The sequence below is a fragment of the Sorangium sp. So ce836 genome (genome assembly GCF_028553905.1).
GTDB classification, from domain to species: Bacteria; Myxococcota_A; Polyangia; order Polyangiales; family Polyangiaceae; genus Sorangium; species Sorangium cellulosum_D.
Window position 1 is genome coordinate 13726797 of the sequence record NZ_CP102233.1, and the last position, 26564, is coordinate 13753360.

General features: G+C 72.4%; 22 protein-coding genes. 12 read left to right on the forward strand and 10 right to left on the reverse strand.

The genetic code is table 11. The features are described 5' to 3' along the window. Positions 1-170: 170 nt before the first annotated feature. Positions 171-947, reverse strand: a complete 777-nt coding sequence (locus tag NQZ70_RS50100; RefSeq protein WP_237244777.1) for an OBAP family protein — start codon at positions 945-947, stop codon at positions 171-173. Between the two features lie 394 nt (positions 948-1341). Here NQZ70_RS50100 and NQZ70_RS50105 point away from each other — a divergent pair, with 394 nt between their 5' ends. Beyond that, positions 1342-3507 (forward strand): glycoside hydrolase family 3 protein, encoded by a 2166-nt coding sequence (locus NQZ70_RS50105; protein ID WP_237244778.1) that lies wholly within the window; start codon positions 1342-1344, stop codon positions 3505-3507. A 51-nt stretch (positions 3508-3558) separates the two neighbouring features. On the opposite strand, the gene NQZ70_RS50110 is transcribed toward NQZ70_RS50105, so the two are convergent. From NQZ70_RS50110 to NQZ70_RS50130, 5 genes are all read right to left on the reverse strand, one after another. After that, on the reverse strand, positions 3559-4533 hold the full coding sequence (locus tag NQZ70_RS50110; RefSeq protein ID WP_129580549.1) for an NADPH:quinone oxidoreductase family protein: 975 nt from the start codon (positions 4531-4533) through the stop codon (positions 3559-3561). An 86-nt stretch (positions 4534-4619) separates the two neighbouring features. After that, positions 4620-5249, reverse strand: a complete 630-nt coding sequence (locus tag NQZ70_RS50115; RefSeq protein WP_207217683.1) for a hypothetical protein — start codon at positions 5247-5249, stop codon at positions 4620-4622. A gap of 202 nt (positions 5250-5451) precedes the next feature. Further along, positions 5452-6582 (reverse strand): ABC transporter ATP-binding protein, encoded by a 1131-nt coding sequence (locus tag NQZ70_RS50120; RefSeq protein ID WP_129580551.1) that lies wholly within the window; start codon positions 6580-6582, stop codon positions 5452-5454. Then, positions 6579-7901: an ABC transporter ATP-binding protein gene (locus NQZ70_RS50125; RefSeq protein ID WP_129580552.1), complete on the reverse strand. Its 1323-nt coding sequence runs from the start codon at positions 7899-7901 to the stop codon at positions 6579-6581. Before NQZ70_RS50125 ends, NQZ70_RS50120 begins: the two co-directional genes overlap by 4 nt. Continuing rightward, positions 7898-8584 carry a hypothetical protein gene (locus NQZ70_RS50130; protein WP_237244779.1) on the reverse strand — a complete coding sequence of 229 codons (687 nt, stop codon included), beginning with the start codon at positions 8582-8584 and terminating at the stop codon, positions 7898-7900. Before NQZ70_RS50130 ends, NQZ70_RS50125 begins: the two co-directional genes overlap by 4 nt. 248 nt (positions 8585-8832) lie before the next feature. Here NQZ70_RS50130 and NQZ70_RS50135 point away from each other — a divergent pair, with 248 nt between their 5' ends. Both NQZ70_RS50135 and NQZ70_RS50140 read left to right on the forward strand, forming a co-directional pair. Further along, on the forward strand, positions 8833-9342 hold the full coding sequence (locus NQZ70_RS50135) for a hypothetical protein (RefSeq protein ID WP_237244780.1): 510 nt from the start codon (positions 8833-8835) through the stop codon (positions 9340-9342). 203 nt (positions 9343-9545) lie between these two features. Continuing rightward, on the forward strand, positions 9546-10244 hold the full coding sequence (locus NQZ70_RS50140) for a class I SAM-dependent methyltransferase (RefSeq protein ID WP_129580554.1): 699 nt from the start codon (positions 9546-9548) through the stop codon (positions 10242-10244). A gap of 46 nt (positions 10245-10290) precedes the next feature. On the opposite strand, the gene NQZ70_RS50145 is transcribed toward NQZ70_RS50140, so the two are convergent. Next, entirely contained in the window at positions 10291-11058 is a 768-nt protein-coding gene (locus NQZ70_RS50145; RefSeq protein ID WP_165374571.1) for a class I SAM-dependent methyltransferase, read from the reverse strand. A gap of 491 nt (positions 11059-11549) precedes the next feature. Here NQZ70_RS50145 and NQZ70_RS50150 point away from each other — a divergent pair, with 491 nt between their 5' ends. The 3 genes from NQZ70_RS50150 (at position 11550) to NQZ70_RS50160 (ending at position 15560) form a co-directional block, all read left to right on the forward strand. Further along, a complete protein-coding gene (locus NQZ70_RS50150; protein ID WP_237244781.1) occupies positions 11550-13241 on the forward strand; it encodes a DUF1592 domain-containing protein in 1692 nt (563 codons plus the stop codon). 46 nt (positions 13242-13287) lie between these two features. Next, complete coding sequence (locus NQZ70_RS50155; RefSeq protein WP_129580556.1) at positions 13288-14634, forward strand: DUF1552 domain-containing protein; 1347 nt, start codon at positions 13288-13290, stop codon at positions 14632-14634. 380 nt (positions 14635-15014) lie between these two features. Beyond that, on the forward strand, positions 15015-15560 hold the full coding sequence (locus tag NQZ70_RS50160; protein WP_129580557.1) for an HdeD family acid-resistance protein: 546 nt from the start codon (positions 15015-15017) through the stop codon (positions 15558-15560). A 79-nt stretch (positions 15561-15639) separates the two neighbouring features. On the opposite strand, the gene NQZ70_RS50165 is transcribed toward NQZ70_RS50160, so the two are convergent. Next, entirely contained in the window at positions 15640-16134 is a 495-nt protein-coding gene (locus NQZ70_RS50165; RefSeq protein ID WP_272827280.1) for a hypothetical protein, read from the reverse strand. Between the two features lie 508 nt (positions 16135-16642). Between NQZ70_RS50165 and NQZ70_RS50170 the strand changes: the two genes are divergently transcribed. The 6 genes from NQZ70_RS50170 to polA all read left to right on the forward strand — a co-directional run bounded on the left by NQZ70_RS50170 (position 16643) and on the right by polA (position 25828). Then, positions 16643-17383 (forward strand): SDR family oxidoreductase, encoded by a 741-nt coding sequence (locus NQZ70_RS50170; RefSeq protein WP_129580559.1) that lies wholly within the window; start codon positions 16643-16645, stop codon positions 17381-17383. A 94-nt stretch (positions 17384-17477) separates the two neighbouring features. Further along, on the forward strand, positions 17478-19016 hold the full coding sequence (locus NQZ70_RS50175) for an aminopeptidase P family protein (RefSeq protein ID WP_129580560.1): 1539 nt from the start codon (positions 17478-17480) through the stop codon (positions 19014-19016). A 498-nt stretch (positions 19017-19514) separates the two neighbouring features. Continuing rightward, complete coding sequence (locus NQZ70_RS50180; RefSeq protein ID WP_237244782.1) at positions 19515-21443, forward strand: S8 family peptidase; 1929 nt, start codon at positions 19515-19517, stop codon at positions 21441-21443. Between the two features lie 100 nt (positions 21444-21543). Continuing rightward, on the forward strand, positions 21544-21747 hold the full coding sequence (locus tag NQZ70_RS50185; RefSeq protein WP_237244783.1) for a hypothetical protein: 204 nt from the start codon (positions 21544-21546) through the stop codon (positions 21745-21747). A 19-nt stretch (positions 21748-21766) separates the two neighbouring features. Then, complete coding sequence (locus NQZ70_RS50190; RefSeq protein WP_129580562.1) at positions 21767-23092, forward strand: carboxypeptidase regulatory-like domain-containing protein; 1326 nt, start codon at positions 21767-21769, stop codon at positions 23090-23092. Between the two features lie 33 nt (positions 23093-23125). Then, on the forward strand, positions 23126-25828 hold the full coding sequence (gene polA, locus NQZ70_RS50195) for a DNA polymerase I (RefSeq protein WP_129580563.1): 2703 nt from the start codon (positions 23126-23128) through the stop codon (positions 25826-25828). Between the two features lie 147 nt (positions 25829-25975). Here polA and rpsT read toward each other — a convergent pair whose 3' ends face one another. Beyond that, positions 25976-26260 (reverse strand): 30S ribosomal protein S20, encoded by a 285-nt coding sequence (gene rpsT, locus NQZ70_RS50200; RefSeq protein WP_129580564.1) that lies wholly within the window; start codon positions 26258-26260, stop codon positions 25976-25978. Positions 26261-26273: 13 nt separating this feature from the next. Then, positions 26274-26462 (reverse strand): hypothetical protein, encoded by a 189-nt coding sequence (locus tag NQZ70_RS50205; protein WP_061623942.1) that lies wholly within the window; start codon positions 26460-26462, stop codon positions 26274-26276. Positions 26463-26564 lie beyond the last annotated feature (102 nt).

Genomic DNA, 26564 nt, shown 5'->3' on the forward strand with positions numbered 1-26564 from the left:
CGGCGGTTCGTGCTCGCGATCGCCGGTCCGCCGCGGTCCCGAGCGCGCGGCGGCGCCATCATGGCCCGGAGAGGGGTCGCGCGACGTCGAATGACATAGATAGTTAGACGTACTAATCTTTCTGCACGCCTTCGCCCGCCCGCGCGCACGGCCACCGCGCCCGGCGGCGGTCACTTCTCGCGGACGCCCTCCGGAGCCCCCGTCGCGTTCGGGAACCTGGACTTGAGATCGTCCACGCCCCGCTGCGGGTTCGCGATCGCCGCGAGATCGGCGCGCTCCTTCCGCTTCTCGGCGGTGTCGATCCCGGCGCGCTTGTCGCGCGCCTCCACGAGGGCGGCCGGCATCTCCCCATCGCGGTTGTACGACCACGCGAGGAGCGGCTGGCCGACGGGGAGGTTGTGCGCGGCCGGGTGCCCCAGGTGTCCGGTGTCCCAGATGTGCCACGTCTTCCCGTAGCTGTTCATCTTCTTCTTGAGCGCCGCCTTCTCGGCCACCGACGGCACGCCGGGCAGCGTCAGCTGGCCTGAGAGGATCTCGTAGTTGTGCGGGTGCCAGCGCTGCTTCTCGTCCTCGGACAGGCCCTCGAACATCGCCTCGGAGATGATGTACTCGACCCCGATGATGTTCGCGTCCTCCGTGTTCCCGTCGAAGATCACACACTGCGTGAACTCTTCATTGATCCCTTTGCAATAATGATGGGCCTCCATGTGATGGTCCGGGTCCTCCTTCATCACGTGGAACCCGTCCAGGTAGTGGTCGATCGCCCGCACGGGGCTCAGGTCCTGGAGCGCTTCTGCGCCCTTCTCGAGGATCTTTGTATCGATCTTCTTCTCCTGTCCCGGCGGCGCGCCTCGATTCGAGGGCGGCGCGTCCGCCTGGCCGCAGCCGGCGGAGAGCCCAGGAGCAAGCACGAGCACGGCAATCGCAAGGTGAGGACGTCTCGCCATCGTCAGGATCTCCCCGGAAATGCGGCCTGCGCGATCGGCAAAAGCAGCCTGCAATTCTGCGGCCACCCTCCAAGAGAGCGCGCGCCACCGGATCGCGGGGCGGGCCGTGGCCCTCTTGCGCAGGTCGTGGCGTTCTGCCACGGGTGAATTACCGCGCCGCGCCATCGTGTTTACGTATTGCCGCGCGACTCAGGCCATGGTTAACCGGTGAGCGTTCCAGGACGCACCGTGTCATCCAGCGCGCCACCCTCGCTCGGGCGTATCGCAAGGGCGCGCGGGGCTCATCCCAATCGACGCTTTGCTTGACTGTCACGGTTCACCTCGGAGCCCATCCTTCATCTCATCGACAAAAAGGGGAGCACCTATGCGCCTCACACGGTATGCGACATGGATCATGGCGGCGGCGGTTGTCATCGCGCCGGCCGCCTGCGGGGACGACACGTCCGACAATCCGAGCAGCTCCTCGACCGGAGCGGGCGCCGGCAGCGGCACGAGCGGCAGTGGCACCGGCAGCGGCACCGGCGGCAGCGGCACCGGCGCGGGCGACAGCACCGGCGGCGGCGGCAACGGCACCGGCGCGGGCGACAGCACCGGCGGCGGCGGCAGCGGCGCCGGCGACAGCGCGAACCTCCTCCCCTGCGACGGCGGCTGGCCCGAGGTCGAGAGCGCGATCGCGAAGGATCCGGCGATCGAGGCGGCCGTGGCCGAGCTCGTCGGCAAGCTGAGCGTCGAGCAGAAGGTCGGCCAGATGGTGCAGGCCGAGATCGGCTCGATCACGCCGGACGAGGTCAAGCAGTACAACATCGGCTCCGTGCTGAACGGCGGCGGCTCCTGGCCGGGCCGCAACAAGGGCGCGACGGCGGCGGACTGGGTCGAGCTCGCCGACGCCTTCTACAAGGCCTCGGTGGACACGTCGGGCGGCCACGCGGGCATCCCGATCATCTGGGGCATCGACGCCGTGCACGGGAACAACAATGTCCGCGGCGCCACGCTCTTCCCGCACAACATCGGCCTCGGCGCGGCGAACGAGCCCGGTCTGCTCGAGCGCATCGGCGCCGCGACGGCCAAGGAGGTCGTGGCCACGGGCCTCGACTGGACCTTCGCCCCGACGCTGGCGACCGTCCGTGACGACCGGTGGGGCCGCACGTACGAGGGCTACTCCGAGGATCCCGAGATCGTGAACGCCTATGCGGGCCGGGTCGTGCAAGGCATCCAGGGCGCGGCGAACAGCGCCGACCTCTTCGGCGCTGCGCGCGTCATCGCGACGGCCAAGCACTTCCTCGGCGACGGCGGCACCGACAAGGGCGATGATCAGGGGAACAACCTGTCGAGCGACACCGAGCTCTGCGAGATCCACGCCCAGGGCTACCTGTCGGCCATCCCGGCGGGCGCGCAGACGGTCATGGCGTCGTACAACCGCGTGCGCGGCGAGAAGATGCACGGCAAGGGCGATCTGCTCACCGGCGTGCTCAAGGACAAGTTCCACTTCGACGGCTTCGTCGTCGGCGACTGGAACGGCCACGGGCAGGTGGAGGGCTGCTCGAACAGCTCGTGCGCGGCCGCGATCAACGCCGGCGTCGACATGATCATGGTCCCGACCGACTGGAAGGCGTTCTACATGAACACCGTCTCCCAGGTGAACTCCGGCACGATCAAGATGGATCGGGTCAACGACGCCGTGACGAGGATCCTGCGCGTCAAGATGCGGGCCGGGCTCCTCGGCCCGAAGAAGACGAAGGGCGCCCCGTCGCAGCGGATGTTCGCGGGCGAGCAGTCGGTGCTCGGCGCCAGGGAGCACCGGGACCTCGCGCGCGAGGCGGTCCGGAAGTCGCTCGTGCTCCTCAAGAACGCGGGCTCGGTGCTCCCCCTCGCGCCGTCGTCGAACGTGCTCGTCGCGGGCAAGTCCGCGGACAGCATCTCGAACCAGGCCGGCGGGTGGTCGCGGACCTGGCAGGGCACGGAGAACACGAACGCCGATTTCCCGGGCGCCACGTCCATCTACAAGGGAATCCAGGACCTCGTGTCGGCCGGCGGCGGTCAGGCGACGCTGAGCGCCGACGGCGCCGCCGCCTCGGGCAACTTCGACGCGGCGATCGTGGTGATCGGCGAGACCCCCTACGCGGAGATGAAGGGGGATATCCAGCCCGGGAAGGACGCGGACGACAACATCGATCACGCGAAGACGCTGGAGCACGCGCTCTTCCACCCCGAGGACCTCCGGGTGCTCAAGGCCATCCGCCAGGCCGCGCCGGCGCTGCCGATCGTGACGGTCTTCCTCTCGGGCCGCCCGCTCTACGTGAACAAGGAGCTGAACGCCTCCGACGCCTTCGTGGCGGCGTGGCTCCCCGGCTCGGAGGGCGGCGGCGTGGCCGACGTGCTGTTCGGCGTGCAGGAGTTCCAGGGCAAGCTCTCGTTCTCGTGGCCCGGGAGCGAGTGCCAGCGCGTGAACCGCAACGACGGCCAGACGGCGCTGTTCCCCTACGGCTTCGGCCTGAAGACGACGGATCAGGACACGCTCGGCACGCTCGAAGAGAAGTCCACCGGGACCGCCTGCAACTGACCCCTTCCTCCGCGCCGCCGCCCCTCGCCGGAGCGGCGGCGGCGCCCCTCATTACCTCGTGACGAGCACCACCTTGCCGGTGGTCGCGCGGGACGCGACCGCCGTCATCGCGGCCTTCGCCTCGGCCATGGGCAGCGCGGCCGAGATGAGCGGCCTGATCGCGCCCTGGGCGTACATCGCGTAGAGCGCGTCCTGCGCGGCTCGCGTCACGGCGGGCTCTGCGCGGCTGTAGGTGCCCCAGTAGAAGCCGAGGACGTCGTAGTTCTTCACGAGCAGGTGGTTCGCGCGCGCCGCGGGGAAGCGGCCTGACGCGAAGCCGATCACCACGATCCGGCCCTCGAAGGCGACGCATTTGGTGGACTGGTCGAAGACGTCTCCGCCGACGGGGTCGAAGACGATATCGGCGCCTCGGCCCGCGGTCCGCTCCTTGACGACGGCGACGAAGTCCTCGCGCCGGTAGTCGATCGCGACGTCGGCGCCGAGCGCGCGGCAGGCCGCCGCCTTCTGCTCGCCGCCGGCGGTCGCGATGACGGTCGCGCCGGCCGCCTTGGCGAGCTGGATCGCCGCGCTGCCGACGCCGCCTGCGCCCGCGTGCACGAGGACCGTGTCGCCGGGCCTGACGCGGGCGCGCCGGTGCAGCGCGAGGTAGCCTGTCTGGTACGTGATGGTCAGCGCCGCCGCGTCCTCGAACGGCATGCCGCCCGGGAGCGCGTACGTCGTGCGCGGGCCCGCGATCACGTGCGTCGCGTATCCCCCGGAGCCGGGCAGCGTCGCGGCCACGCGGGTGCCCGGCGGCAGCGACGGCGCGCGGCTCTCCACCACCACGCCGGCGACCTCGAAGCCGGGGATGAACGGCGGAGTCGGCTTGACCTGATGGGCGCCTGCCGTGAAGAGCACGTCGGGGAAGTTGATCGCCGAGGCGGCGATCTCGATCCGGACCTCGCCTTCGGCGAGCGGGGGGTCGTCCACCCCTTCCCAGACCAGGATCTCGGGGGAGCCGAAGGAGTGTCCGCGCCAGGCGTGCATGGTGCGCGGACCTTAGCAGAAACGCCGGGCGACCCCGGCGTCGCCCCTTGGCCGACAGCGGAGGATCGCGCCGGGCGCCCTGGCCGCTAGCGGACGATCTCGATCGGCAGCGTCGCCGTCACGGAGCCCTGCTCTTCGCCGTCGAACGTCACCTCGACATCGTAGGTCCCCGGCGGGAAGAAGTCGTCTTCCGGGTTGTTCGTGTCGGAGGGCCCGCTCCACTGCCGTCCCGACCAGCGGAACGTATGGGTCGCCGTCGTCGCGTCGACCTGCACGGTCGCCGCCTCGTCCGGCGCGCAACACCCCACGTCGCACAGGCAGTAGCTCTGCGGATCGCCGGCCTCCGACTCCCCGCTGATCCGGTACCTGACGAACGAGAGCGGATCCGCGCTCGGCGCGACGCAGCGCCCGCACCCGTCGGAGGCCGCGATCGCGATCGGAGGAACGCTGGAGTCGGTCGTGACCTCGTACGTGAACTCCGCCGGCTCTCCCACCCGGTAGATGCACCGGCTCGACGAGATCGAGATCTTCACGCCCGGGATCGTGCCCTCCACGTCGCGCACCGCGCACGGCTCGGCCCCCGGCGGCGCCCCGCCGCCGCCGGCGTCGGTCCCGCCGCTGCCGGCCCCGCCGCCGCCCCCGCCCCCGTTGCTGCCGCCGCCGCAGCCCGTCAGGCACACGCCGGACAGCACGGCCACCGCCAGAGCTCGAAGCATGTCATTCACCATTCGCTCACCTCTCATCCTTCGCGCCACCTTGCTCGTCGGCCGTGGCGCACGGGCATCCGCGCGGCAAAGAAGATACCCGCGCGAGGGCGGGTGAGGTCGGCCGGAGCAGGGCAGGGCCCTGGCCACCCCGGGCCAGCGGTTGTGCCACCCTGGGCCGCCGCGCGCCGGAAGCCCGCCGGAAGCGCTGGCGTCACTCGACCTCGGGGTACCAGCACGCCACGCGGTGGCCGCTCCCGGGGACGAGCTCCTCGAGCGGCGGGATCTCGACGTCGCACTTGCCCTCTTCCGCCTTCCGGCAGCGCGGGTGGAACACGCAGCCCTCGGGCGGGTTGATCGCGCTCCCCGGCGCGCCCGGGAGCAGGCGCCGCGCCTTGCCCCCGCGCTCGATCGAGGGCGTCGCCTCGAAGAGCGCGCGCGTGTACGGGTGGTGCCGCCGCTCGGTCACGGCCTGCGCCGGGCCGAGCTCGACGAGCCGGCCGAGGTACATCACGGCGACGCGGTGGCTCACGTGCTCGACCACGCGGAGGTCGTGCGAGATGAACAGGAGGCTGAGCGAGAGCTCGTCCTGGAGCTCCTCGAGCAGGTTGACGATCTGGGCCTGGACCGAGAGGTCGAGCGCGCTCACGGGCTCGTCGCAGACGATGAAGTCCGGGCGCACCGCGAGCGCCCTGGCGATCGCGACCCGCTGCCGCTGCCCGCCGGAGAGCTCGTGGGGGAAGCGCTCCATCATGTCCGGCCGCAGCCCGACCTTCTGGAGCACGCCCTCGACCATCGCGGTCTCCTCGTCGCGGCTCCGCGCGAGGCGGTGGATCACGATGCCCTCGCCGACGATCTCGCGCAGCGTCATGCGCGGGTTGAGCGAGCCGTACGGGTCCTGGAAGACGATCTGCATCCGCCGGCGCATGGCCCTGAGCGCGCGGGCCGAGAGGGTGGTGAGGTCCACGCCGTCGAAGAGGACGCGGCCGACCGTGGGCTCGATGAGCCGGATGGCGAGGCGCCCGAGGGTGCTCTTGCCGGAGCCCGACTCGCCGACGAGGCCGAGCGTCTCGCCGCGGTCGACGTGGAAGCTCACCCCGTCGACGGCCTGCACGAACGCCGGCTTCGCGAAGGGGCCGCGCTGGACCGGGTACAGCTTCGAGAGCCGCTCCGCCTGGACGAGCGGTCGCTCGCCCCGCGCGCTGTCGAAGCGCAAGCTCCCGGGGGGCACGCTCTCGGGGCGAGCGCTCTCGGGGCGCACGCTCTCAGGCGGCATGCTCTCGGGGCGCGCCGCGCCGGCGCCGTCGCTCGGACCGGGCGGCGGGAGGCCGCTGTCGCGCGTCACGCGGCGCCCTCGTCGCCCACGCGCCCCGGGCCCGCGAGCAGAAAGCAGCGCGCCGCGTGGCGCCCCGTGCCGGGCGGGACGGCGTACATGTCCGGCGGCTCGACGCGGCAGCGATCGAACACGGCGTCGCAGCGGTCGCTGAAGCGGCAGCCGCGCGGCGGATCGCGCAGATCGGGCAGCCCGCCCGGGATGGTCGGCAGGCGCAGCGCTCGCTGGCCGCGCACGCGGGGCGGGCGGAACCCGCGCGCCGGGATGCTCCGGAGGAGCGCGCGCGTGTACGGGTGCGACGGCGCCGCGAGCACGTTGCGCGCGGGCCCCTGCTCCACGACGACCCCCGCGTAGAGGACGACGATCTCGTCCGCGAGCTCGCCGACCACGGCGAGGTCGTGGGCGATGAGCAGGAGGCTCATCGACGTCTCGGCCTTGATGCGCTCGAGGAGGTCCAGGATCTGCGCCTGCGTGGTCATGTCGAGCGCGGTGGTCGGCTCGTCGGCGATGAGCAGCGAGGGCCCTGGCGCGAGGGCCATCGCGATCATGACGCGCTGGCGCATCCCGCCGGACAGCTCGTGCGGGTAGCTGTTCGCGCGCACCTCGGGCTCGGGGAAGCCGACCTTGCGCAGCAGGCTCACCGCGTAGAGCCGGGCGTCGCCGCGGGACATGGGCAGGTGCAGCCGGACGGCCTCGGCGATCTGCGCGCTGACCGTGTAGACGGGGTTCAGCGAGGTCATCGGCTCCTGGAAGATCATGCCGATCTTCCCGCCGCGCACGGCGCGCATCTCGCGCTCGCCGAGCGCGAGGAGGTCCTGCCCGTCGAGCTCGATCGAGCCGCCGTCGATGGCCGCATAGGGCGCGGGCAGGAGCCGCAGGATGCTGAGCGCGGTCACCGTCTTGCCGCACCCCGACTCGCCGACGAGCGCCACGGTGCGTCCGCGCGGCACGGTGAACGACACGCCGTCGAGGGCGCGGGTCACGCGGCCGTCGGCGGTGAACGAGACGCGGAGGTCGCTCACCCGGAGCAGCGCGGGCGGCGGGGCCTCCTCGGTCGCCGGCGGCGGCGTGGGGCGGAGCAGCGGGAAGGGGCGCACGCTCGCCATCGAGCGCTGGGTGACGGCGGGCTCGTCGTCGTCGAGCGGGCCGCGGGCGAGGGGCGGAGCGCTGGGCGTGAGCGGCGGAGCGCTGGGCGTGAGCGGCGCGCCGGACGCGGGCGGAGCGCTGGGCGCGGCGGGCCTGCCCCCGCCGCCGTCGTGCCGGATGAGCGGCAGGGGGAGCGAGTGCCGCGCGCCGACGTCGTCGTCCTCGTCGTCGTGCCCGGTGCTCACCGTACGTACACCTCGAGGAGAGGGCCGGCGCCCTGGGAGATGCCCATCGAGGTCGCGGCGCCGACGGCGTCGCTGCCCGGCGCGAGGATGGCGATGCCGTGGTCGTCCTTGCGCCGCCTGGCCCAGTCGCGCACGAGCGAGGTGACGTCGATCCGCAGCGGCGTCGCTGGGCGGCGTCGCACGATGGCGGCAACCTCCGGGATCGACAGGCGCGGCTGTCGGCCCCACGTGGCGGTCTCCGAGCGCCACGGCTCGAGGATGCGCGCGACCTCCAGGGTGAGCGCGCGCTCGGCGGGCGGCGCCAGCGGGGCGGGCTCCAGCAGGACGAACGCGCTCGCGATGTCGGCGTCGACGCCGAAGGTCGGCGTGAACCGGAGCAGCAGGACCACGTCGCCCGCCCCGGCGTGCCCGAGCGCGACCGCGTCGGGCACGCCGGGCGCGGCCGCGGCGCCGTCCTCCGCGAGGACGGCGAGGTCCGCCGGCGGGAGCAGCACGCGGCGCGCGTCGATGGGCGAGGGCAGGTGGCTCGGCGGCCGGCAGCGCCCTGCGACGCAGTAGCGGGACCCGCAGACGCCCGCGCCCGCGCACACGCCCGCGTCCGTCGCGGGGGCGCCGCCGCAGCCCAGGAGCGGCGGCGCCGCGACGAGCAAGGCCACGGGCGCGAGGGCGGCGAGCAGACGCACGGCGGGGGCGACCATAGCAGAGGGCGGCCCCGCTGGCAGGGCGCGGTTCGCCGGGGGCGCGGGGACGTCGCGTGTCCGGGGCGCTGAGGGGTGAAGGGGAGGGGTGAAGGGGAGGGGTGAAGGGGAGGGGTGAACGGGAGGGGTGAAGGGGAGGGGTGAACGGGAGGGGTGAAGCGCAGGCGATGCGAGGCTGCGGGCCTTGCGATTCCTGTTGTCGGGCACCGGCCGCTCTGCTGGGATGACGCGTCGTGCGCGTTCGAGCCATCGCCGCCCTGAGAGCGCTCGTGATCCTGGCCACCTTGCCTGCGGCGCTCGCTGCCTGCGGGAAGAAGGCGCCGCTCGGGTCGCCGTGCCGCGCCGACGACGACTGCGCCTCCGGGCTCGCGTGCCACCGGGAGCAGTGCTTGCACGAGGGGAGCGCCCGGCGCCTCCGCGACGAGGAGCAGCGCGCCTCGGGCGGCGCCGGCGCGCGGAAGGTCGGCGATCGCGTCGAGGTCGAGTGGAAGGGGTCGTACAAGCCGGCGATCATCACCGGCGTCGTCGCCCCGGGCTCCTACCGGGTCCACTTCGAGGGCTACGACGCGCAGTGGGACGAGGTCGTGACCGAGGTCCGCATCAAGGGCGGCGCGCGCCCGGGCCCGGGGTCGCGGAGGGCGACTCCGCCGGCGAGCAGCTCGTTCGCCGAGCGGCGGAACGAGGATGTCGGGGCGCGCGCGGCTCGCCGGCAGGACCGGGAATGGCGCCGGGAGGGCAGCTGAGCGGCGCTCGTTCAGCGGGTCTTCGCGCAGCGGGTCTCCGGGCGCGGTGAGAGGGCGGCCCTCCGCCGCAAGCGACGCGGCAACGGCCGGCCGGCGACCATTCGGCTCGCGGATCCGCGCGGGGGGCGGGAGCTCATCCATGATGAATGCCCCCGTTGCCGGCGCATCCTACGGCACGACGTGAGTGCCAGGAGGGACGTCCCATGACGAGCGCGGGGCTTTACATCGAAGGCGGATATCTGGAGAACAACAAGACTTGGCATGCGGAGGACTCCCCGTGGAAAGCCAAGCAGATCCTCCGGATGCTGGAGAAGAACCACATCCAGCCGAAGGTCGTCTACGAGGTGGGGTGCGGCGCCGGAGAGGTCCTGAATCAGCTGCATCAGCGGCTGCCCGCGTCGGTGGAGTTCCACGGCTACGACATCTCTCCCCAGGCGTTCCAGCTGGCGAAGGCGAGAGAGAAAGACCGGCTGACGTTCCATCAGGGAGACCTCCTGGAGAAGGACATCTCGTGCGACGTCCTGATGAGCATCGACGTCATCGAGCACGTGGAGGACTACTACACCTTCCTGCGGAAGCTGAAGAGCAAGGCAGAGTACAAGATCCTGCACGTGCCCCTGGATCTCTCGGTCCAGGCGATCCTGAGGATGAAGCCCATCCTCGACGTGCGCAGGAACATGGGGCACATCCACTATTTCGTGAAGCAGACGGCGCTGGCGAGCTTGCAGGAGGCCGGCTACGAGATCGTCGATTATTTCTACACTGCCGGCTCGGTTGAGCTCCCGAGCAAATCCTTCAAGGCGAAGCTGCTGAGGTATCCGAGGCGGCTCTTCTTCGCGCTGAACGAAGACTTCACCGCCCGCGTGCTGGGCGGGTATTCGCTGCTCATGCTCGCGCGATGATCGATGCCCGGGAGGGACCGCCTCGACGGCAGCGCGCCCGCTCGGCTCAGGGCTTGCGGGCGACGGTGGCCCACATGCGCAGGTCGACGACCAGCGAGAGCTCGCCGCCGCTCTGCCGCGCCCTCGCCTCTTCCCGCCGGATACGGTCGACCCCCGCCGCGACGGCCTCCGGCGTCAGCAAGGCGAGCTGGCTCGTGTCGCGCGGATCGATGCCCTTCGCGAGGGCCTCCGAAGCGGGGACCTGCCGCTCGATGTGCACGGCGAGCCTCGTCCCGTCGACGACGAACCCGCTCTGCTCGAGCCAGCGTCGCACGGTGTCCACCGATGCGTACCGCTTCAGGTCGAGCTCCCGGGTCGACTCGAAGTAGTCGTAAACGAACCAGCGGTCGATCGCCTGGTGCGGATCGAGGCCGATGTTGATGAGGATCCCTCCGGCGCCGAGCACCCGGTGCGCCTCGGCCATGAACCCGCGCGGCTCACCGAAGTGGTGCAGCGCGTTGATGCAGAGCACGCAATCGAACCCGGCGTCGGGAAAGGGGAGCTGCTCCGCCGAGCCGTGGACGAGCGTCGCCGACGGCAGGCGAGCGCGCGCCTGCTCGAGCATGCCGGGCGACGCGTCGAGCCCGGTCACCTCGAACCCGTTCTTGTGCAAGAGCTCCAGCCAGTGCCCCGTCCCGCACCCCACCTCGAGCGCGCGCCGCCCTGGCGAAGGCCCGAGCAGGTCGAGCACCACCTGCTCGGCCCCGGCGTACCTGCCCCCCTGATAACGCCGATCGAAGACCCCCGCGATCTGTTCGTAGTCGGTGCGTGTCATGCCGTGTCTCCTCGGGCTCGGTCCTCGCGCCCGGCCTCGCCGTCGCCAAGCTCGCCTGTCGCATCCGGAGCCGCCGTCGCGCCGGGGCTCGGCAGTGAGCCTGCAATATACCAGAGCTGGCCTCCTCGAGGGCCAGACGCTGCCTGTGGAGGCGATGAGCGCGCAGGAGAGCAGACGCCGCGCCCGCCGCGGGAGCCTCCGCCGGAGCGCGCTCCTGGTGCCGTCACCATGGAGGGCGACGGCTCGCTCCCGCAGGATGCGGCCTGCCTTCATAACTTCAGCTAGAGCCGAGTCAGGCGCGCCGCAGACAGCGATCCGCGGCAAGCGGCGATCAGACGAGCATGCTATGGGAATGTAGCCCCTGCCCCGAGCTGACGCCGGGGCGCGCACGTACCGCCTTGCTTCAAAAGTGCGCTTCAGACCACGACGCGGCGCATCGCCGAAATGTCTCGGCGCGCCGGGTGCGCTCCACCTGAATGGCTGGTCACTCCATGAGCAAGACAATGCCGCCCGACACCGATCGATCGGTACCGTTCCTCCGGCGTTCCATCGCGGCGGGCATGTCCGCCGTGGCGCTCTTCTGCCTGACGGGGGTTGCCTGTACCGGGCAGCTCGGCAACAACGACGGCAGCCCTGGTGGCGACATCGACGACCCCATCGACCCCGTCACCGGGCAGCCGGCGGCGCAAGACTGCAGCGTCGCTCGAACCAGCCCCAGCGTCCTGCGCCGCCTGTCCCGGCTCGAGTACCAGCTGACGCTCCAGGATCTGTTCCAGCTCGCCGAGCCGCCCGCCGTGGACAGCATCCCGGAAGACACCGGCCAGGGCGGATTCCGGACGATCGCCGCCCTCCAGAACGTGTCGGATCAGCATCTCCGCGCCTATCTGGGGATGGCGGAGTCGCTCGGGCAGGAGCTCATGGCGGACGAGGCGCGCCGGGCCTCGGTGCTCGGCTGCGAGCCGGAAGCCGCCGATTGCCTCGAGCGGTTCGTGCAGCGCTTCGGCAAGCTGGCGTATCGAAGGCCGCTGTCGGCCGAGGAGGTGAGCGACCTGGTCGGGCGAGCCAGCGAGGTCGCGCAGGACAGGGCGGATGCGTTTCGCTTCGTCATCGAGGCGCTGCTCACCTCGCCCAGCTTCCTGTTCCGGATCGAGGTCGGCGCGAACGGCGCCGAGACGTCGCCCCTGTCACCGCTGGAGCTCGCCTCGCGGCTGTCGTTCACGCTCTGGGGCCGGTCGCCGAGCGCAGCGCTGCTGTCGCGGGCGGAGGCCGGCGAGCTCGACACGCCCGACGGGCTCCTCGCGGTGGCCGAGGAGATGGTCGAGGACGAGCGGACGCCGCTCTTCTTCAACGCCTTCTTCAAGCAGTGGCTCACCTTCGAGCAGCTCCGCCCGCCGGCCAACCCGGACGCGTCGACGCCCGCCCTGCTCGCGGACATGATCACCGAGAGCGAGCTCGTCCTCGACGAGCTCGCCTTCACCCCCGGCGCCGACTTCTTCGACGCGCTCACCGCGAACCACACGTACGTCACCCCGGCGCTCGCGAAGTTCTACGGCCTCGAGGCGACGGGCGACGGCGTGACGCGCGTGGAGTTCCCGGCCGGCCACCACCGTGCGAACACCGGGCTGCTCACGCACGCCAGCCTGATCAGCGCCAAGAACGACGGCGACCTCATCGCCGTGCGCGGCCAGTGGCTCCGGGCGGCCTTCCTCTGCGAGAAGATCACCATCCCCGCCGGGCTGCTCGAGGAGCTGGAGAGCGAGCTGTCCGGCCTGAGCTACCTCGAGGTCCTCAAGAAGCGCAACACCCAGGCGGGGTGCGCCGGCTGCCACGCGCTCATCGATCCTATCGGCGTCGGCTTCGCCCAGTACGACAAGCAGGGGCGGTACGACGGGAGCATCGGTATCGACGAGTTCGGGCTGGAGCCGCGCTTCCAGGGCGCAGCCAACGAGTCGTTCGACTCGCTCGCCGCCCTGGCGGCGGAGCTCCGGCGCAGCCCCGATCTCGCCGCGTGCGTCGCGGAGAAGCTGTTCACGTACACCCAGGGACGCGAGCCCGCGGTCGAGGATCGCTGCGCCATCGACGCCGCCGCCGAAAGCTTCGCGCAAGACGGCAACCGGTTCCGTTCCTTCCTGACCGCCCTCGTGCGGTCTCCGGCGTTCCGGCTGCGGAGGGCGCCAGAGTGATGTGCTCGCAACCCGTCGGACCGATGATGGAAGAGGAGTGTCGCCAGTGAAGATCTCGAGAAGAGCTCTGCTCCGCGGCGCCGGCGTCGCGGTCGCCCTCCCGTTCCTCGACGCGATGCGGCCGCAGCGCGCCAGCGCCGCGCCGGCGGACCCGAAGCGCTTCGTGGCCTTCTTCGTCCCCAACGGCACCGATCCCGGCGCGTGGCACCCGCGCACGGCCGGTCCGCTCTCGGCCGAGGGCCTGACGCCGTGCCTCGTGGACATGAAAGGCTTCGACGCCGAGCGCGAGTGGCCGGCGGGGGATCCGATCTGGCGCGATGTCACGATGGTGTCCGGCGTCGATCACCAGGTGATCTGCTCCGACATCCACAGCCCGGCGATGGCGCTCTGCGCCCACACCGACGGCGGCGGACAGGCCGTCCCGAAGAAGGCCACGCTCGACCAGTACCTGGCCGAGCACATCGCGGCCGAGACCCCGTACCGCAGCCTCAACCTGTCTCCGACGGGCGACACGGCGGTCACGCAGGGCTTCATCTCGTTCCGGGACGGCGGTCAGGTCGAGGACGCGTTCCGCGACCCGGCCGCCCTGTTCGACACGCTCTTCAGCAACCTGGGCAGCCCGAACGAGGAGATGGACAACATCCGGCGGCGCCGCGCCAGCGTCCTCGACTGGGTGAGGGAGGACGCGAGGCGGCTGAACCAGCGCCTCGGCGCGGCGGACCGGGCGCGCGTGGAGCAGCACCTCGAGTCGGTGTTCGAGCTGGAGAAGCAGATCCAGTCCACGACCCAGTCGAGCTGCACCGTCCCCGGCAAGCCCACGCGGGGCCTCGACCTGCACGGCAAATTCAAGCAGATGATCGATCTCGGGCTGCTCGCGCTCACCTGCGACCTGACGCGGGTGCTCGTGCTGCAGTACTCGAACAGCTGGGGGCTCGACTTCTCCGGCTACGACCTGCCCGACGGCGTGGGCACCTGGAGCGACCACTTCATCTCGCACAAGCTCGGCGACCGCGATCGCGCGACCGACCTCGACAGCCTGCCGCAGGCGGAGGCGATGCGCATCGCCAACGCCCGCGTCGTCCAGACCTCGCGGTTCAAGGTGCGCCGCTTCGCGTACCTGCTCAACGCCATGAAGGCCGCGACCACCGCGACGGGCAACCTGCTCGACGAGTCGCTCGTGCTCTACACGTCCGAGAACGGCGACGGCGACTCCCACGGTCGGAAGAACATGCCCATCATGCTCGCCGGGCGCGTGGGCGGCTTCCAGACAGGCCGCGCCGTGCACGCGAACAACGCCCCCACCGGCGCGCTCCATTGCTCGATCATCAACTACTTCGGCGTCGAGCTGTCGAAGTACGGCGACCCTGCGAGCGGGCCGATCGCCGGCTTGTGAGCCTCCCGGCGTCGCGGGGCACAGCGCAGCAGGCTCGGCACGTCGAGGCCGACCGCCCTGCGGATGGCCTCGACGGCCCAGGCGCCGAAGCGCTCCGTCGCGACACCCGATAGACGCCCTGCTCCGTCCAGAAGGCCGCGCCCTCGGGCCGGACGTAGGCCAGCCCCGGCCGCGGTCGGCGAGCGGCTCGCGCGACCGGACGGCTGAGCAGCTCGTCCGCCACGGGCGGGCAGGGGACGTGCATTCGGTCCGGGCAGCGTGGGTCCGAGCGGGCAAGAGCGGTACAGAGCACCCGCGCGGGAGGGGCGGCGCGCGGCGCGACGAGGCGGCGCGCGTCTGCTGAGAGCGAGCGACGTGAGCGCCAGAGGAGGGGGTGGAGCATGGAGATGCTGGGGCGGTATTGGTGGGTGATCGCCGTGAGGGGCGTTGTCGGGATCCTCATCGGGATCCTGTTCTTCCTGTGGCCGCTCCCGTCGCTCGCCACGCTCGTCCTGCTGTTCGGCGTGTGGGCGCTGCTCGACGGCTGCGCCGCGCTCGCGTCGGCGATCGGCGGCCGCGGCGGGGGGATCACCGTGGTCGAGGGCCTCTTCGACATCGGTATCGCCCTACTGACGTTCTGGCGGCCCATCATCACCGCGCTCTCGCTCTACGGCCTGATCGCGGCGTGGGCCATCGTGACGGGCATCTTCCGGATCATCGGCGCGGTGCGGCTCCGGCACGTGATCGCCAACGAGTTCTGGCTCGGGCTGAGCGGCGTCACCTCGGTGATCTTCGGCGTCCTCATGGTGGCGCTGCCGGCGGCGGGCGTGCTGGCGCTCAGCTGGCTCATCGGGGCGTTCGCGATCGCGGTGGGGGCCCTGCTCCTCGGGCTCTCGCTTCACCTGCGCCGCGCGGCGGGCCCGGCCGCGCCGGTGCGCGCCCACTGACGCGCCCACCCCGGCCGCAGGGCGTCCGTGGACGCCGCGGCGAGGCCGGCGCCGGCGTACGGGAGCGGCGGCCTGCCCGTCAGTCGATCTGCAGGTGGTAGTGCGCTGGCGTCGTCTCTTCGATGACCAGGACGCCCCCGACCTCGGAGGCGCTCTCGAGGAACGCGCGCTTCTCCTTCGGCGACATGGTCCTGTTGCGCACGTCCACGGCGCCTCGGCGCAGGTGCGCGGAGACGTAGATCCCCCGGTCGATCTGGTCCTGGATGACGGCCTCCATGGCGGCGACCACCTGCTCCGGCGGCTTGCCCGAGCTCGCCCGGTAGGCCTTCGTGATCTCCTGGACGGCCGCCTTGTTCCGGTAGAGCTTGAGGAGATCGTCGCCGAGCCTGAGCTTCGTGAACATGGCCCTGGCCTGTCGGTTCGCGTCGCGTGTCCCGCTCGTGATCACGAGGTGCTCGCGCGTGCGGCGCGCGTATCCCCGGTCGATCCGCTCGACCTTCGCGGCGATCGGCGCGGGGAGCGTCACGCCGGGCAGCACCTCGTACGGCGGCGGGGTCCACGGCTCCGTGGGCACGGCCTTCCCGAGCGCCGTCAGGGGCGGCAGCTGCGCGCGCCGCTCCTCCTCCTCCGACGGCAGCTCGTCGCACTCGGGTTGGCTTGCCGCCGCGGCGGCGCGCGGCGCCCCGGGGCCGCGCCGCGGCGCTCGCCGCGCCGGCCGCGCTCGGCGCGCCCTGGGCGCGCGGCGCCGCGCTCGCCGGCGCCGCGGGCGCGCTCGTCTTTGGCCAATCGAGGCCCGGCAGGTCGAGGCCCGGCAGCTCGACGGACTCGAGCTTCTCCGTGCATCCGGCCGCGCAGAGCAGCGCGGCGGCGAGGGCGCACAGGCGGCGCGGCGGCTCCTTGGAGCGTCCCTTCGCGGCGACTCGGCGTGTCGGAGGCATCGGCAAAGCCGCTCCAGCGTGCCATGGCGCGCGGCGCCGGCGAAAAAAACGGCGGCCCGCGGCCGAGCGCCGCCGAGCGCCGGCCAGGCGGCGCGTCGCCGGCGATCTCGACGCGCGCGGCCCCACATCGGCTACAGAACCCTCATGCCCCATGTTCCCTTGACCGGCCGTGTCGCCCTCGTGACCGGCGGCGGTACCCGCCTCGGCGCCGCGACCGCCCGCGCGCTCGCCGCCGCGGGGGCCGACGTGGCCGTCCACTACGCCACGAGCGGCGCCGGCGCGGACGCCGTCGTCGACGAGGCGCGTTCGCTCGGCCGGCGCGCCGTCGCGCTCCAGGCCGACCTCTGCGATCGCGCGGCGCTCGCCGCCCTCGCCCGAGCGGCGCTCGACTGGTCGTCGGGCCGGCTCGACCTCCTGGTCCACAACGCGGCGAACTTCGATCGGGTCCCGCCGGCCGAGCTCTCCGCCGACGCGTGGGATCGCGCCCTGGCGCTCAACGCCACCGCGCCGTACCTGCTCACGCTAGAGCTCGCTTCCGCGCTCCGCGCCTGCCGCGGCAGCGTCGTCGCGATCGTCTGCGTGAGCGCCGAGCGCCCGTGGAAGAACTACATCCCCTATTCGGTCTCGAAGGCCGCGCTCGCCCACCTCGTCCGCGGCCTCGCGGTGGGGCTCTCGCCGGAAGTGCGCGTCAACGGCATCGCGCCTGGGACGGTCCTTCCGCCCTCTTCGTATGACGAGGCCACGCTCGCTCGCCTCCGCGAGCGCATCCCGCTCCGGCGGCTCGGCGAGGCCGAAGACATCGCGCGCGCGGTGGTGTTCCTTGCGGAAAACGACTTCATCTCCGGCCAGATCCTCGCGATCGACGGCGGCGCTTCGGTCGCGTGACGCGCTGCCTCCCCTGCGGGGCGATCCGCGGGCGGGGTCGGGCGAGCGCTTTGGCTTGAACGACCCTGCCCGATCGACCCATAGTTTGAGCCCCATGAGCACCACGCCCGAGACCAGCGCCGCCCCCGTCCAGGCGGATCCTGCCCACAGCGCGCCCACCGGCAGCGGCCCCGCCGAGGCGCCCGCCGCTGCGGTCGCCGGCTCCGAGGCCAAGCCGGCGAGCCACGACTCGACGCTGCCGGAGGCCCTGATCGCGTTCATGCTGGATCGCTGGGCGCCGGCGCCCCGCGAGCTCCCCGAGCCGATCGCGCACGCGGACGTGTTCGCCGCCCGCCGCCGCGCCCTGTCGAAGCTCTTCCCGGCGGAGACGCTCGTCATCCCCACGGGTCACGAGAAGGTGCGCTCCAACGACACGCACTACCGCTTTCGCCCCGGCTCGGACTTCTTCTATCTGACGGGCAACCTCGAGCCGGACTGCGTGCTCGTCCTGCAGCCGCAGGAGGGGGGCGGGCACCGGGACATCCTCTTCGTCGAGCCGAACCCCGGGCGCAGCGACAAGACGTTCTTCACCGATCGCGCGAAGGGCGAGCTCTGGGTCGGCCCCCGCCTCGGCGTCGAGCAGAGCCGCGCGCGCTTCGGCGTCGACGAGTGCCGCGGGCTCCCCGAGCTGGACGCGTACCTGAGCGGCCTCGTCGGCACGGTGACGCGCCCGCACCGCGTGCTCCGCGGCGTGTCCGAGCGCGTCGACAAGCTCCTCGCCAAGCACGATCGCGACAAGCAGCTCGGCGAGGCGCTCTCGGAGATGCGCCTCCTCAAGGACGCGCTCGAGATCGAGGAGCTCGAGGCGGTGGTCGCGTCGACGAAGCGGGGCTTCGAGGACGTCGTCCGCGCGCTCCCCAAGGGGCGGAGCGAGCGAGAGCTCGAGGGCGTCTTCAACCTGCGCGCCCGGGTGGAGGGCAACGACGTCGGTTACGGGACCATCGCCGCGGCGGGCCACCACGCCTGCATCCTGCACTGGACGAGGAACGACGGCGCGCTCGCGCCGGGCAAGCTCGTGTTGCTCGACGCCGGCGTCGAGGGCAACGCGCTCTACACCGCCGACATCACCCGGACGCTGCCGATCAACGGGAAGTTCTCCAAGGAGCAGCGCGAGATCTACGAGCTCGTGCTCGAGGCGCAGGAGGCGGCGATCCACGAGGTGAAGCCGGGCAACGACTTCATGGAGCCGAACCGGGCGGCGATGCGGGTGCTCGCGCGGGGGCTCGAGCGGCTCGGCATCCTGAGCATTCCGGCCGAGGAGGCGCTCAAGGAAGACAAGCAGTTCTACCGCCGGTACTCGCTCCACAACGTGAGCCACATGCTGGGCCTCGACGTGCACGACTGCGCGCAGGCGCGGCAGCAGGTCTACAAGTACGGCAAGCTCAAGGCGGGGATGGTGCTCACGGTGGAGCCTGGCCTGTACTTCCAGCTCGACGACGAGACCGTGCCGGCGCGCTATCGCGGCATCGGCGTGCGCATCGAGGACGACGTCCTCGTCACGGAGACGGGGTGTCGAAACCTGTCGATCGATATCCCGCGGGCCGTGAGCGACGTGGAAGCGTGGATGGCCGACCTCTGGGCGGCGGCGAAGTGACGTGAGCGGCGGGCCGCCCTGAGAGGCGCGGGCCGGGCGGGGTTCCACGCGCGGGGGAGCCGCCGGCGGAGGGGGGAGCGGCGCGGGCGGGCGGCGGGGGTCCCCCCACAAACTCGCGCCTTGTGGGGGGCTATTGCCAGTTGGACGGGTGGGGGGAGGACTGGGGGCGACTCGCTTCGATGCGGGCCGGCGCTCGGGTTTGTGGGGCCCACCCCCGCCGCCCGCCCGCGCCGCTCCCCCTCCGCCGGCGGCTCTTTCCAGGTGGGCAGCGGGGAGAGAGGGGAAGCTGGCCGAGCTCGTCAGGGGGCGAGGGGGATATGGGGGCGATTCCAGGATGTCCGCTGTCATGATGCTGCTGCGCTGCTGACGCGGCGGTCATGTGCGCAGCGGGCGCGCGGGCGCGGCACGGTGATGCGCCGGCGCCGGGCGCAGTACGTCGACGCCAGAGCGATGGCTGCTCGGGGACGGCGGCGCTACCCTGCCGATGAGGAGACCCCTATGCACAAGTCTCGCCTTCAGCGTGGGTCAGGGACCGCTACTCACCCAACCGGGCGCGCGGTCGCGACGTCGTTGCTCGCGGCAGCGGCGCTGGTCGCGGTGTCCGGCGCGGCCAGGGCCGACGGAACGGACAACCGAGGCGCCGGGGTCGCGCTCGCGGCGCGCTCCCCCGGGATGCTCGAGCCTCGCCTTCCCGGATACGTCAGCCCCGCGCTGCCCGGCGACGTCGATCGCTCGAGCGGCTTCAGTGGCCTGAGCGAGCCGGTCGCGACCGCGGGCGAGCCGCTGCACGGGCTGGCCTCCGAGCTCGACGAGACCAGCTACGACATCCCCGGGCAGATCGTCGTCGACGCGCGCGACGATCTCGACGAAAGCTCGCTCGCGGCGCTCGCGCGCGACTTCTCGCTGACCGCCGTCCCGACCGCGCTCGCCTCCGAGACCCGGATCCAGATTGCCACCGTGGAGGGCTCGGTCAACGAGACGCTCCAGCGGCTCGCGCAGGATCCGCGCGTGGAGGCGGCCGAGCCGCTCGCGTGGGTGCGCGCCTCGTTCGCCGCGAACGATCCGCTGCTGAAGGACCAGTGGCACATGGCGCGCGTGGGCGCCGAGCGCGCATGGGACTTCGCCACCGGCCGCGGGGTCACCGTCGCCGTGGTCGACACCGGCATCGCCTGCGAGGACCACGGGCCCTTCACCAAGGGGACCGACCTCGCGTCGACCGAGTGCGTGGAGGGATGGAACTTCGTCACCAAGACGAGCCACGCGAACGACGACCAGGGCCACGGCACGCACGTGGCGGGCACGATCGCGCAGTCGACCAACAACGGCATCGGCGCCGTGGGGCTCGCCTTCCACGCGCGGCTCATGCCGGTCAAGGTGCTGAACGAGAGCGGATGGGGCACGACCGCCGACGTGGCCGACGGCATCCGCTGGGCGGCCGAGCACGGCGCCCACGTCATCAACCTGAGCCTCGGCGGGCCCCGCAACTCGAAGGTCCTCCAGAGCGCGATCGACTACGCGATCTCGCGCGGCGTGGTGGTCGTCGCGGCGGCCGGCAACACCGGCGGGCGCGTGCAATTCCCCGGCGCCTCGGACGGCGTCATCGGCGTGAGCGCCACCGACGCGAACGACAAGGTCGCGCGGTTCTCCTCGCGCGGCCAGGGCGTCGACGTCGCGGCGCCCGGCGTGAACGTCACCCAGCAGACCATCTGCAACCGCGGGCGCGACAAGTGCGAGGGCTACCCCGTGTACAGCGGCACCTCGATGGCCGCGCCCCACGTGGCCGGCGCGGCGGCGCTGCTCGTGAGCCTCGGCGTGTCGGACCCGCGCGCGGTCGAGGACGCGCTCCGCGCAGGCGCACGCGTGGTCGACGACTCCGACGGCGGCAAGCTGCTCTACGGGGCCGGCATCCTCGACGCTGCGAGCTCGGTCGTGCGCGTCACGCAGAGCCACATCGTCGTGCGGCTGCTCGCGCTGCTCGTGCTCGCGACGTGGGTCGGCCGCCGCGCCCGCAAGAAGGAGGCGAACGCCACGAGCCCGTGGCAGGCGAGCTTCCTCCTCCCGGCGCTCGCGGCGGGGCCGGGGCTGTTCTTCTTCGCCCCGTGGCTCCTGCCGCGCGTGGACCTCGCCGTCGACGTACTGGCGCGGCCGCTCGCCGACCTCGACCTGCTGATCGGCGCCTCGGTCCACCGCTGGTTGCCGCTTGCCAACGCGCTCCTCCCGCTCGGCCTCACCTCGCTCTTCTTCGGCGTGAAGAAGCTCCGGCCGGCGATCGCGGGCCTCGCCGTCGGCACGGCGGCCTACCTCACCTCGGTCGTCGCGCTCGGCGAGGTCGCCGGCCCCCTCGGCCGGATGGCCCTCATCGTCTGGTGCGCGGTCAACGCCGCCGCCTGCCTCTGGATCGCCCGGACGAACCTCTCCACGCGCTGAGCCGGAGCGCCGCGCCGAGCCGGCGCGCCCCGCTCGCCCAGGGCCGGGCGCAGGCCCGGTCGTTATGACCTCCCCTCCAAAACGAGCTAGGATGCCGGCCATGCGGTCCGGCACCTTGCTCCTACCTTTCGCGCTGCTCGTCGGGGCGTGCGGCGGCTCTTCCAGCGAGACGCCGTGGCCGGCCGAGCCAGCGCGCCCCGCGCTCGGCCCCGCCGACGAGGCGGCGCCGGAGCCGATCGACTCGAACGCGATCCCCGAAGGCGCGGGCGAGGGCGCGGCCGGCCAGGCCGACGCCGGCCGCTGAATCGACGGCGGAGGACGGCATGACGGACAGCCGGACGGCGGGCGCGCAGCGGAGGGCCTGGCTCTCCGCGGCCCTGCTGTCCGTGGCGCTGCTGGTGGCGCCGCTCCTCTTCTGGCTGCTCGTGCCGCGCCCCGAGCCCGTGATGCCGGCGCGGCGCGAGCCCGCCTCGGCGCTGCTCCCGCCGCCGCAGCCGGAGCACGCGGCGCCGCGCGAGGTCGAGGTCGAGCCGCCGCCGGCTCCGCCGCCGCGCGAGACGACGGTCGCGCGCGCTGAGCCGGTCCGCGGCGTCGTCCTCGATCCGGAGGGCCGCCCGAGCGCCGGCGCCGTGGTCCGCTGCCGCGATGAGCCGGGCATGACCGCGAGCGCCGACACCGAGGGCCGCTTCGAGCTGCCGCCCGAGGCCGACGGGTGCACCGCGACCGCGGCGCAGCCCCCGCTCGGGGACGCCGAGCCCACGCGCCTCGCCGCGGGCCGCGACAACGTCCTCCACCTGGTCGCGGCAGGCGCGATCGCGGGCGAGGTCGTGGATCAATCGGGCAGGCCCGTCGAGGCGTACCTCCTGGCGATCGAGTCGTTCGTGCCGGCCGGGGCCGCGGCGCGCGGGAGCGCCGACGGCCGCGCGCGCAAGGTCACCGATCCGGGCGGCGCGTTTCGATTGAACGAGCTCGCGCCGGGCCGCTACGTGCTGACGGTGAGCGCGGCGGGACGCCCGCCGACGCGGAGCTCGGCGGTCGACGTCGAGGCGGGCCGCACCATCGAGGGCGTGCGGATCGTGCTGCCGCAGGGGGCGACGCTGAGGGGCAGGGTCATCGACGCCGCCTCGCGGGCGCCGGTCGTCGAGGCCCAGGTCGAGCTCGACTCCGTGACCTCGTCCGGCGCGAACGCGATCTCGCTCGTGCTCACCGACGCGAACGGCGAATACGCGCTCGAGGGGGTGCCGGCGCGCGGCCCGTTCTCGGTGCGCGTGCGCCACGAGGACTACATGGCCAAGATCGTGTCGGGCCTCGACGCGCGCGGCACGGGCTCGGCGCGCGCCGACATCGAGCTCCGCACGCTGGACGACGGCGGGTCGCGCGAGGAGCTCACGGGCATCGGCGCGATGCTGTCGGTCTCGTCGAGCGGCGTCATGATCGCGGGGATCATCGAGGGCGGGCCCGCCGCGTCCGCCGGGCTCCAGCAAGGCGACATCATCGTCCGCATCGACGGCGAGAACGCGAAGGAGCTCCCGCTCGCCGACTGCATCCAGCGCCTCCGCGGCCCGGTGGGGACGCGCGTCTCCGTCGGCGTCGAGCGGGACGGGCAGGTCATCGACGTGACAATGCGGCGCGACATCGTGGTTCGGTGAACGTCGGGGCCCCGAGGTGCTAAGGGTCGGTCCATGTCCACGCGCCCTACCGCGCTTCCCCCGGCCGGAGCTCCGGACGTCCTCTACCTGATCGATCTCTCGGGCTACGTCTTCCGCGCCTACCACGCGATCAGCCCGCTCTCGAGCCCGAGCGGCGAGCCGACGCACGCGACGTACGGCACCGTCGCGATGCTCTCGAAGCTCGTGGACGAGCGGAAGCCCGCGTACCTCGGCGTGGCGATGGACTCCCCGGGCAAGACGTTCCGCGACGATCTCGACCCGCGCTACAAGGCCCACCGGCCGCCGCCGCCGCCCGACCTCGGGGTGCAGATGAACCGGTGCCGGGAGATCGTCGAGGCGTACTGCATCCCGATCTTCATCCAGGAGGGGCTCGAGGCGGACGACCTCGTGGCCGTCGCCGTCGCGCGGGCCAAGGAGCGGGGGCTGCGCGTGGTCATCGCGTCGAGCGACAAGGATCTCATGCAGCTCGTCGACGGCGACCGGGTGATGCTCTGGGACGCGATGCGCGACAAGGTCTACGGGCACCCCGAGGTCGTCGCGAAGTTCGGCGTGCCTCCGGAGCAGGTGCGCGACCTGCTCGCCCTCGTCGGCGACAGCTCGGACAACGTCCCCGGCGTCCCCGGCGTGGGCCTGAAGACGGCCGCCGAGCTGCTCGCGCAGTTCGGCTCGCTCTCGGCGATCTACGCCCGCCTCGACGAGGTGAAGAAGCCCCGCATCCGCGAGTCGCTCAAGCAGCACGAGGCAGACGCGCTCCTGTCGCAGAAGCTCGTGACGCTCGACGGCAGCGCCCCCGTCTCGCTCGACCTGGAGACGCTGCGCTACGGAGGCGCGGACACCGGGAGGCTCCGGGAGCTCTTCACCGAGCTCGGGTTCTCGCGCTTCCTGAAGGCCGTCCGCGCGCCCGAGCTCACGGCGCGCGCGTCGACCTACCGGGTCGTCGCGACGCGAGAGGAGCTCGAGGCCTTCGCCAAATCGGCGCGCGCGGCCGGGCGCCTCGCCATCGACGTGCACGCGACGAGCCGCGAGCCGATGAGCGGCCATGTCTGCGGCATCGCGCTCGCCTGCGAGCCGGGGCAAGCCGTCTACGTCCCCCTGGGCCACCGCTACCTCGGCGCGCCGGCCCAGCTCTCGATGGGCGACGTCGACGCGGTGCTCGGCCCGCTGCTCGCCGACCCCGAGCTCCCGAAGGTCGGCCACGACGTCAAGTTCTGCGAGGTGGTCCTCCTGCGGCACCGCATCGGGCTCGTCGGCGTCGCGTTCGACACGATGCTGGCGAGCTACCTGCTCGATCCCGAGGGGAAGAACCAGCTCCACGAGCTCGCCGAGCGCGAGCTCGGCGCCAAGATGCAGACCCTCGACGAGGTGGCCCCGAAGCGCCGCGGGCAGGCGCAGCGCGGCCTCGACGAGATCGAGCTCGGCGAGGCCACGGCCTACGGCGCGGCGTTCGCCGACGTCGCGCTCTCGCTCACCGACCGGCTGCGCCCGCGGCTCCGCGCCGAGCGGCTCGAGGATCTGCTCGTGCAGATCGAGCTGCCCCTCTCCGCGGTGCTCGCGGAGATGGAGCTCACGGGCGTCCTCGTCGACCCGCAGGCGCTCGCGCAGCTCGGCGCGCAGATGACGACCGAGCTCGCGGCGCTGGAGCAGAAGGCGCGCGAGATGGTGGGGCACGACATCAACCTGGCGTCGCCGAAGCAGCTCGAGGCGGTCCTGTTCGACGAGCTCAAGCTGCGCTCCCAGCGCAAGACGAAGACCGGCCGCTCGACCGACGCCGACGTGCTGGAGACGCTGGCGGAGGACCACCCGTTCCCCGGCGTGGTGCTCGAGCACCGCGCCATCGCCAAGCTCAAGGGCACGTACGTCGACGCGCTGCCGCGCCTCGTGCACCCGACCACGGGCCGGATCCACACGCGCTGGAGCCAGGCCGTGGCCGCGACCGGTCGGCTCTCGTCGCAGGATCCGAACCTGCAGAACATCCCGATCCGCACGGAGCTCGGCCGGATGATCCGGCGCGCGTTCGTCGCGCCGCCCGGGAGCGTGATAGTGAGCGCCGACTACTCCCAGATCGAGCTGCGCGTCCTCGCCCACCTGTCGAAGGATCCGGTGCTCGTCGACGCGTTCCGCACCGGGCAGGACGTGCACGTGCGCACGGCCATGGAGATCTTCGGCGTGGACGAGGCGGGGGTCACCGACGAGATGCGGCGCCGGAGCAAGACGATCAACTTCGGCGTGATCTACGGGATGGGCGAGGCGGCGCTCGCGAAGCGCCTCGACATCTCGCGCGCGGAGGCGGCGCGCTTCATCGACGCCTACTTCGCGCGCTACCGCGGCGTGCACGAGTTCATGGAGCGGACGATGGCCGAGGCGAAGCGCTCCGAGTCGGTGCGCACGCTGCTCGGCCGGCGCAGGCTGCTCCCGGACCTGCGCAGCAGCGACCGGATGCGCCGCGCTCAGGCGGAGCGCATCGCCCAGAACACCCCCATCCAGGGGACGGCGGCGGACCTCTTGAAGCTCGCGATGGTGCGCATCCCGCGCCCCGTGGTCCCCGGCGCGCGCATGGTGCTCACGGTGCACGACGAGCTCGCGTTCGAGGTGCCGATCGAGGCGGTGGACGAGGCGAAGGCCAAGGTGCGGGAGGCCATGGAGTCGGTCTTCCCGCTCGACGTGCCGCTCGTCGTCGACATCGGCCACGGCCCGACGTGGGCCGAGGCGCACTGACGCGCGGGAGCGCCGGGCCGCCGCCGCGGAGCCCCGCGATGGCGCGGGGCGAGACCGGCGGCGGCGTTCCGGCGATCGGGGCAGACAAAACGACGACGCCCGCTTCACCTTGCGGTGAGCGGGGCGTACGTACGAAGGGGTTGGTGCTCAGCCCGCGGCGGTCTTGGCTGCGACGCTCGCCTTGTGCAGGGCGAGGGCCAGGCGGCTCTTCACACGCGACGCGCGCTTGGCGGGGATCGTCCCCTTCGACGCGGCGCGATCGAGCGCGCTCACCGCGGCGGTGACCAGCGCGGTGGACTCCTGCGGAACGCCCTTCAGCCCGGTGCGCGCCTTCTTGACGACCGTGCGGAGCTCCGACTTGGCGGCGCGGTTGCGCGCGGTCCTGGTGATGCGCTGGCGGTTGCGCTTGTCGGCGGATGCGTGATTGGCCATGAGAAAAGCTCTCCTACTTCTTCGCCTGCGCCTCGGCGGGCGTGGCAGCGCGCAGGGCGTCCGGCGCGTTCTGATCGTAACCCGCCGGATGGATCGGGAACTTGGGGGTGCCGTGAGCACGCTCGAAGCGCTTGCGGCGGGTGCCCGAAGTGCGCGCCTTGCGCTGACGGATGCGCTGGGTTTGCTGAGTCGCGGAAACCATGGGGGCGCGCATTCTACCTGCGGGCGCCCTCGTGTCAACCGGGACGTGGGCCCTCCTGGGCCAGGGTCCGCCAGGACGCTGGGCCCGCCTGGATTCCGGGCG

Coding starts and splice junctions, on each gene's coding strand:
- polA (WP_129580563.1), top strand. CDS start 23,126: ATGTCCACGCGCCCTACCGCGCTTCCCCCGGCCGGAGCTCCGGACGTC.
- NQZ70_RS50100 (WP_237244777.1), bottom strand. CDS start 947: ATGGCGAGACGTCCTCACCTTGCGATTGCCGTGCTCGTGCTTGCTCCT.
- NQZ70_RS50175 (WP_129580560.1), top strand. CDS start 17,478: ATGAGCACCACGCCCGAGACCAGCGCCGCCCCCGTCCAGGCGGATCCT.
- rpsT (WP_129580564.1), bottom strand. CDS start 26,260: ATGGCCAATCACGCATCCGCCGACAAGCGCAACCGCCAGCGCATCACC.
- NQZ70_RS50145 (WP_165374571.1), bottom strand. CDS start 11,058: ATGACACGCACCGACTACGAACAGATCGCGGGGGTCTTCGATCGGCGT.
- NQZ70_RS50185 (WP_237244783.1), top strand. CDS start 21,544: ATGCGGTCCGGCACCTTGCTCCTACCTTTCGCGCTGCTCGTCGGGGCG.
- NQZ70_RS50190 (WP_129580562.1), top strand. CDS start 21,767: ATGACGGACAGCCGGACGGCGGGCGCGCAGCGGAGGGCCTGGCTCTCC.
- NQZ70_RS50110 (WP_129580549.1), bottom strand. CDS start 4,533: ATGCACGCCTGGCGCGGACACTCCTTCGGCTCCCCCGAGATCCTGGTC.
- NQZ70_RS50180 (WP_237244782.1), top strand. CDS start 19,515: ATGCACAAGTCTCGCCTTCAGCGTGGGTCAGGGACCGCTACTCACCCA.
- NQZ70_RS50105 (WP_237244778.1), top strand. CDS start 1,342: ATGGCGGCGGCGGTTGTCATCGCGCCGGCCGCCTGCGGGGACGACACG.
- NQZ70_RS50140 (WP_129580554.1), top strand. CDS start 9,546: ATGACGAGCGCGGGGCTTTACATCGAAGGCGGATATCTGGAGAACAAC.
- NQZ70_RS50205 (WP_061623942.1), bottom strand. CDS start 26,462: ATGGTTTCCGCGACTCAGCAAACCCAGCGCATCCGTCAGCGCAAGGCG.
- NQZ70_RS50115 (WP_207217683.1), bottom strand. CDS start 5,249: ATGCTTCGAGCTCTGGCGGTGGCCGTGCTGTCCGGCGTGTGCCTGACG.
- NQZ70_RS50150 (WP_237244781.1), top strand. CDS start 11,550: ATGAGCAAGACAATGCCGCCCGACACCGATCGATCGGTACCGTTCCTC.
- NQZ70_RS50170 (WP_129580559.1), top strand. CDS start 16,643: ATGCCCCATGTTCCCTTGACCGGCCGTGTCGCCCTCGTGACCGGCGGC.
- NQZ70_RS50160 (WP_129580557.1), top strand. CDS start 15,015: ATGGAGATGCTGGGGCGGTATTGGTGGGTGATCGCCGTGAGGGGCGTT.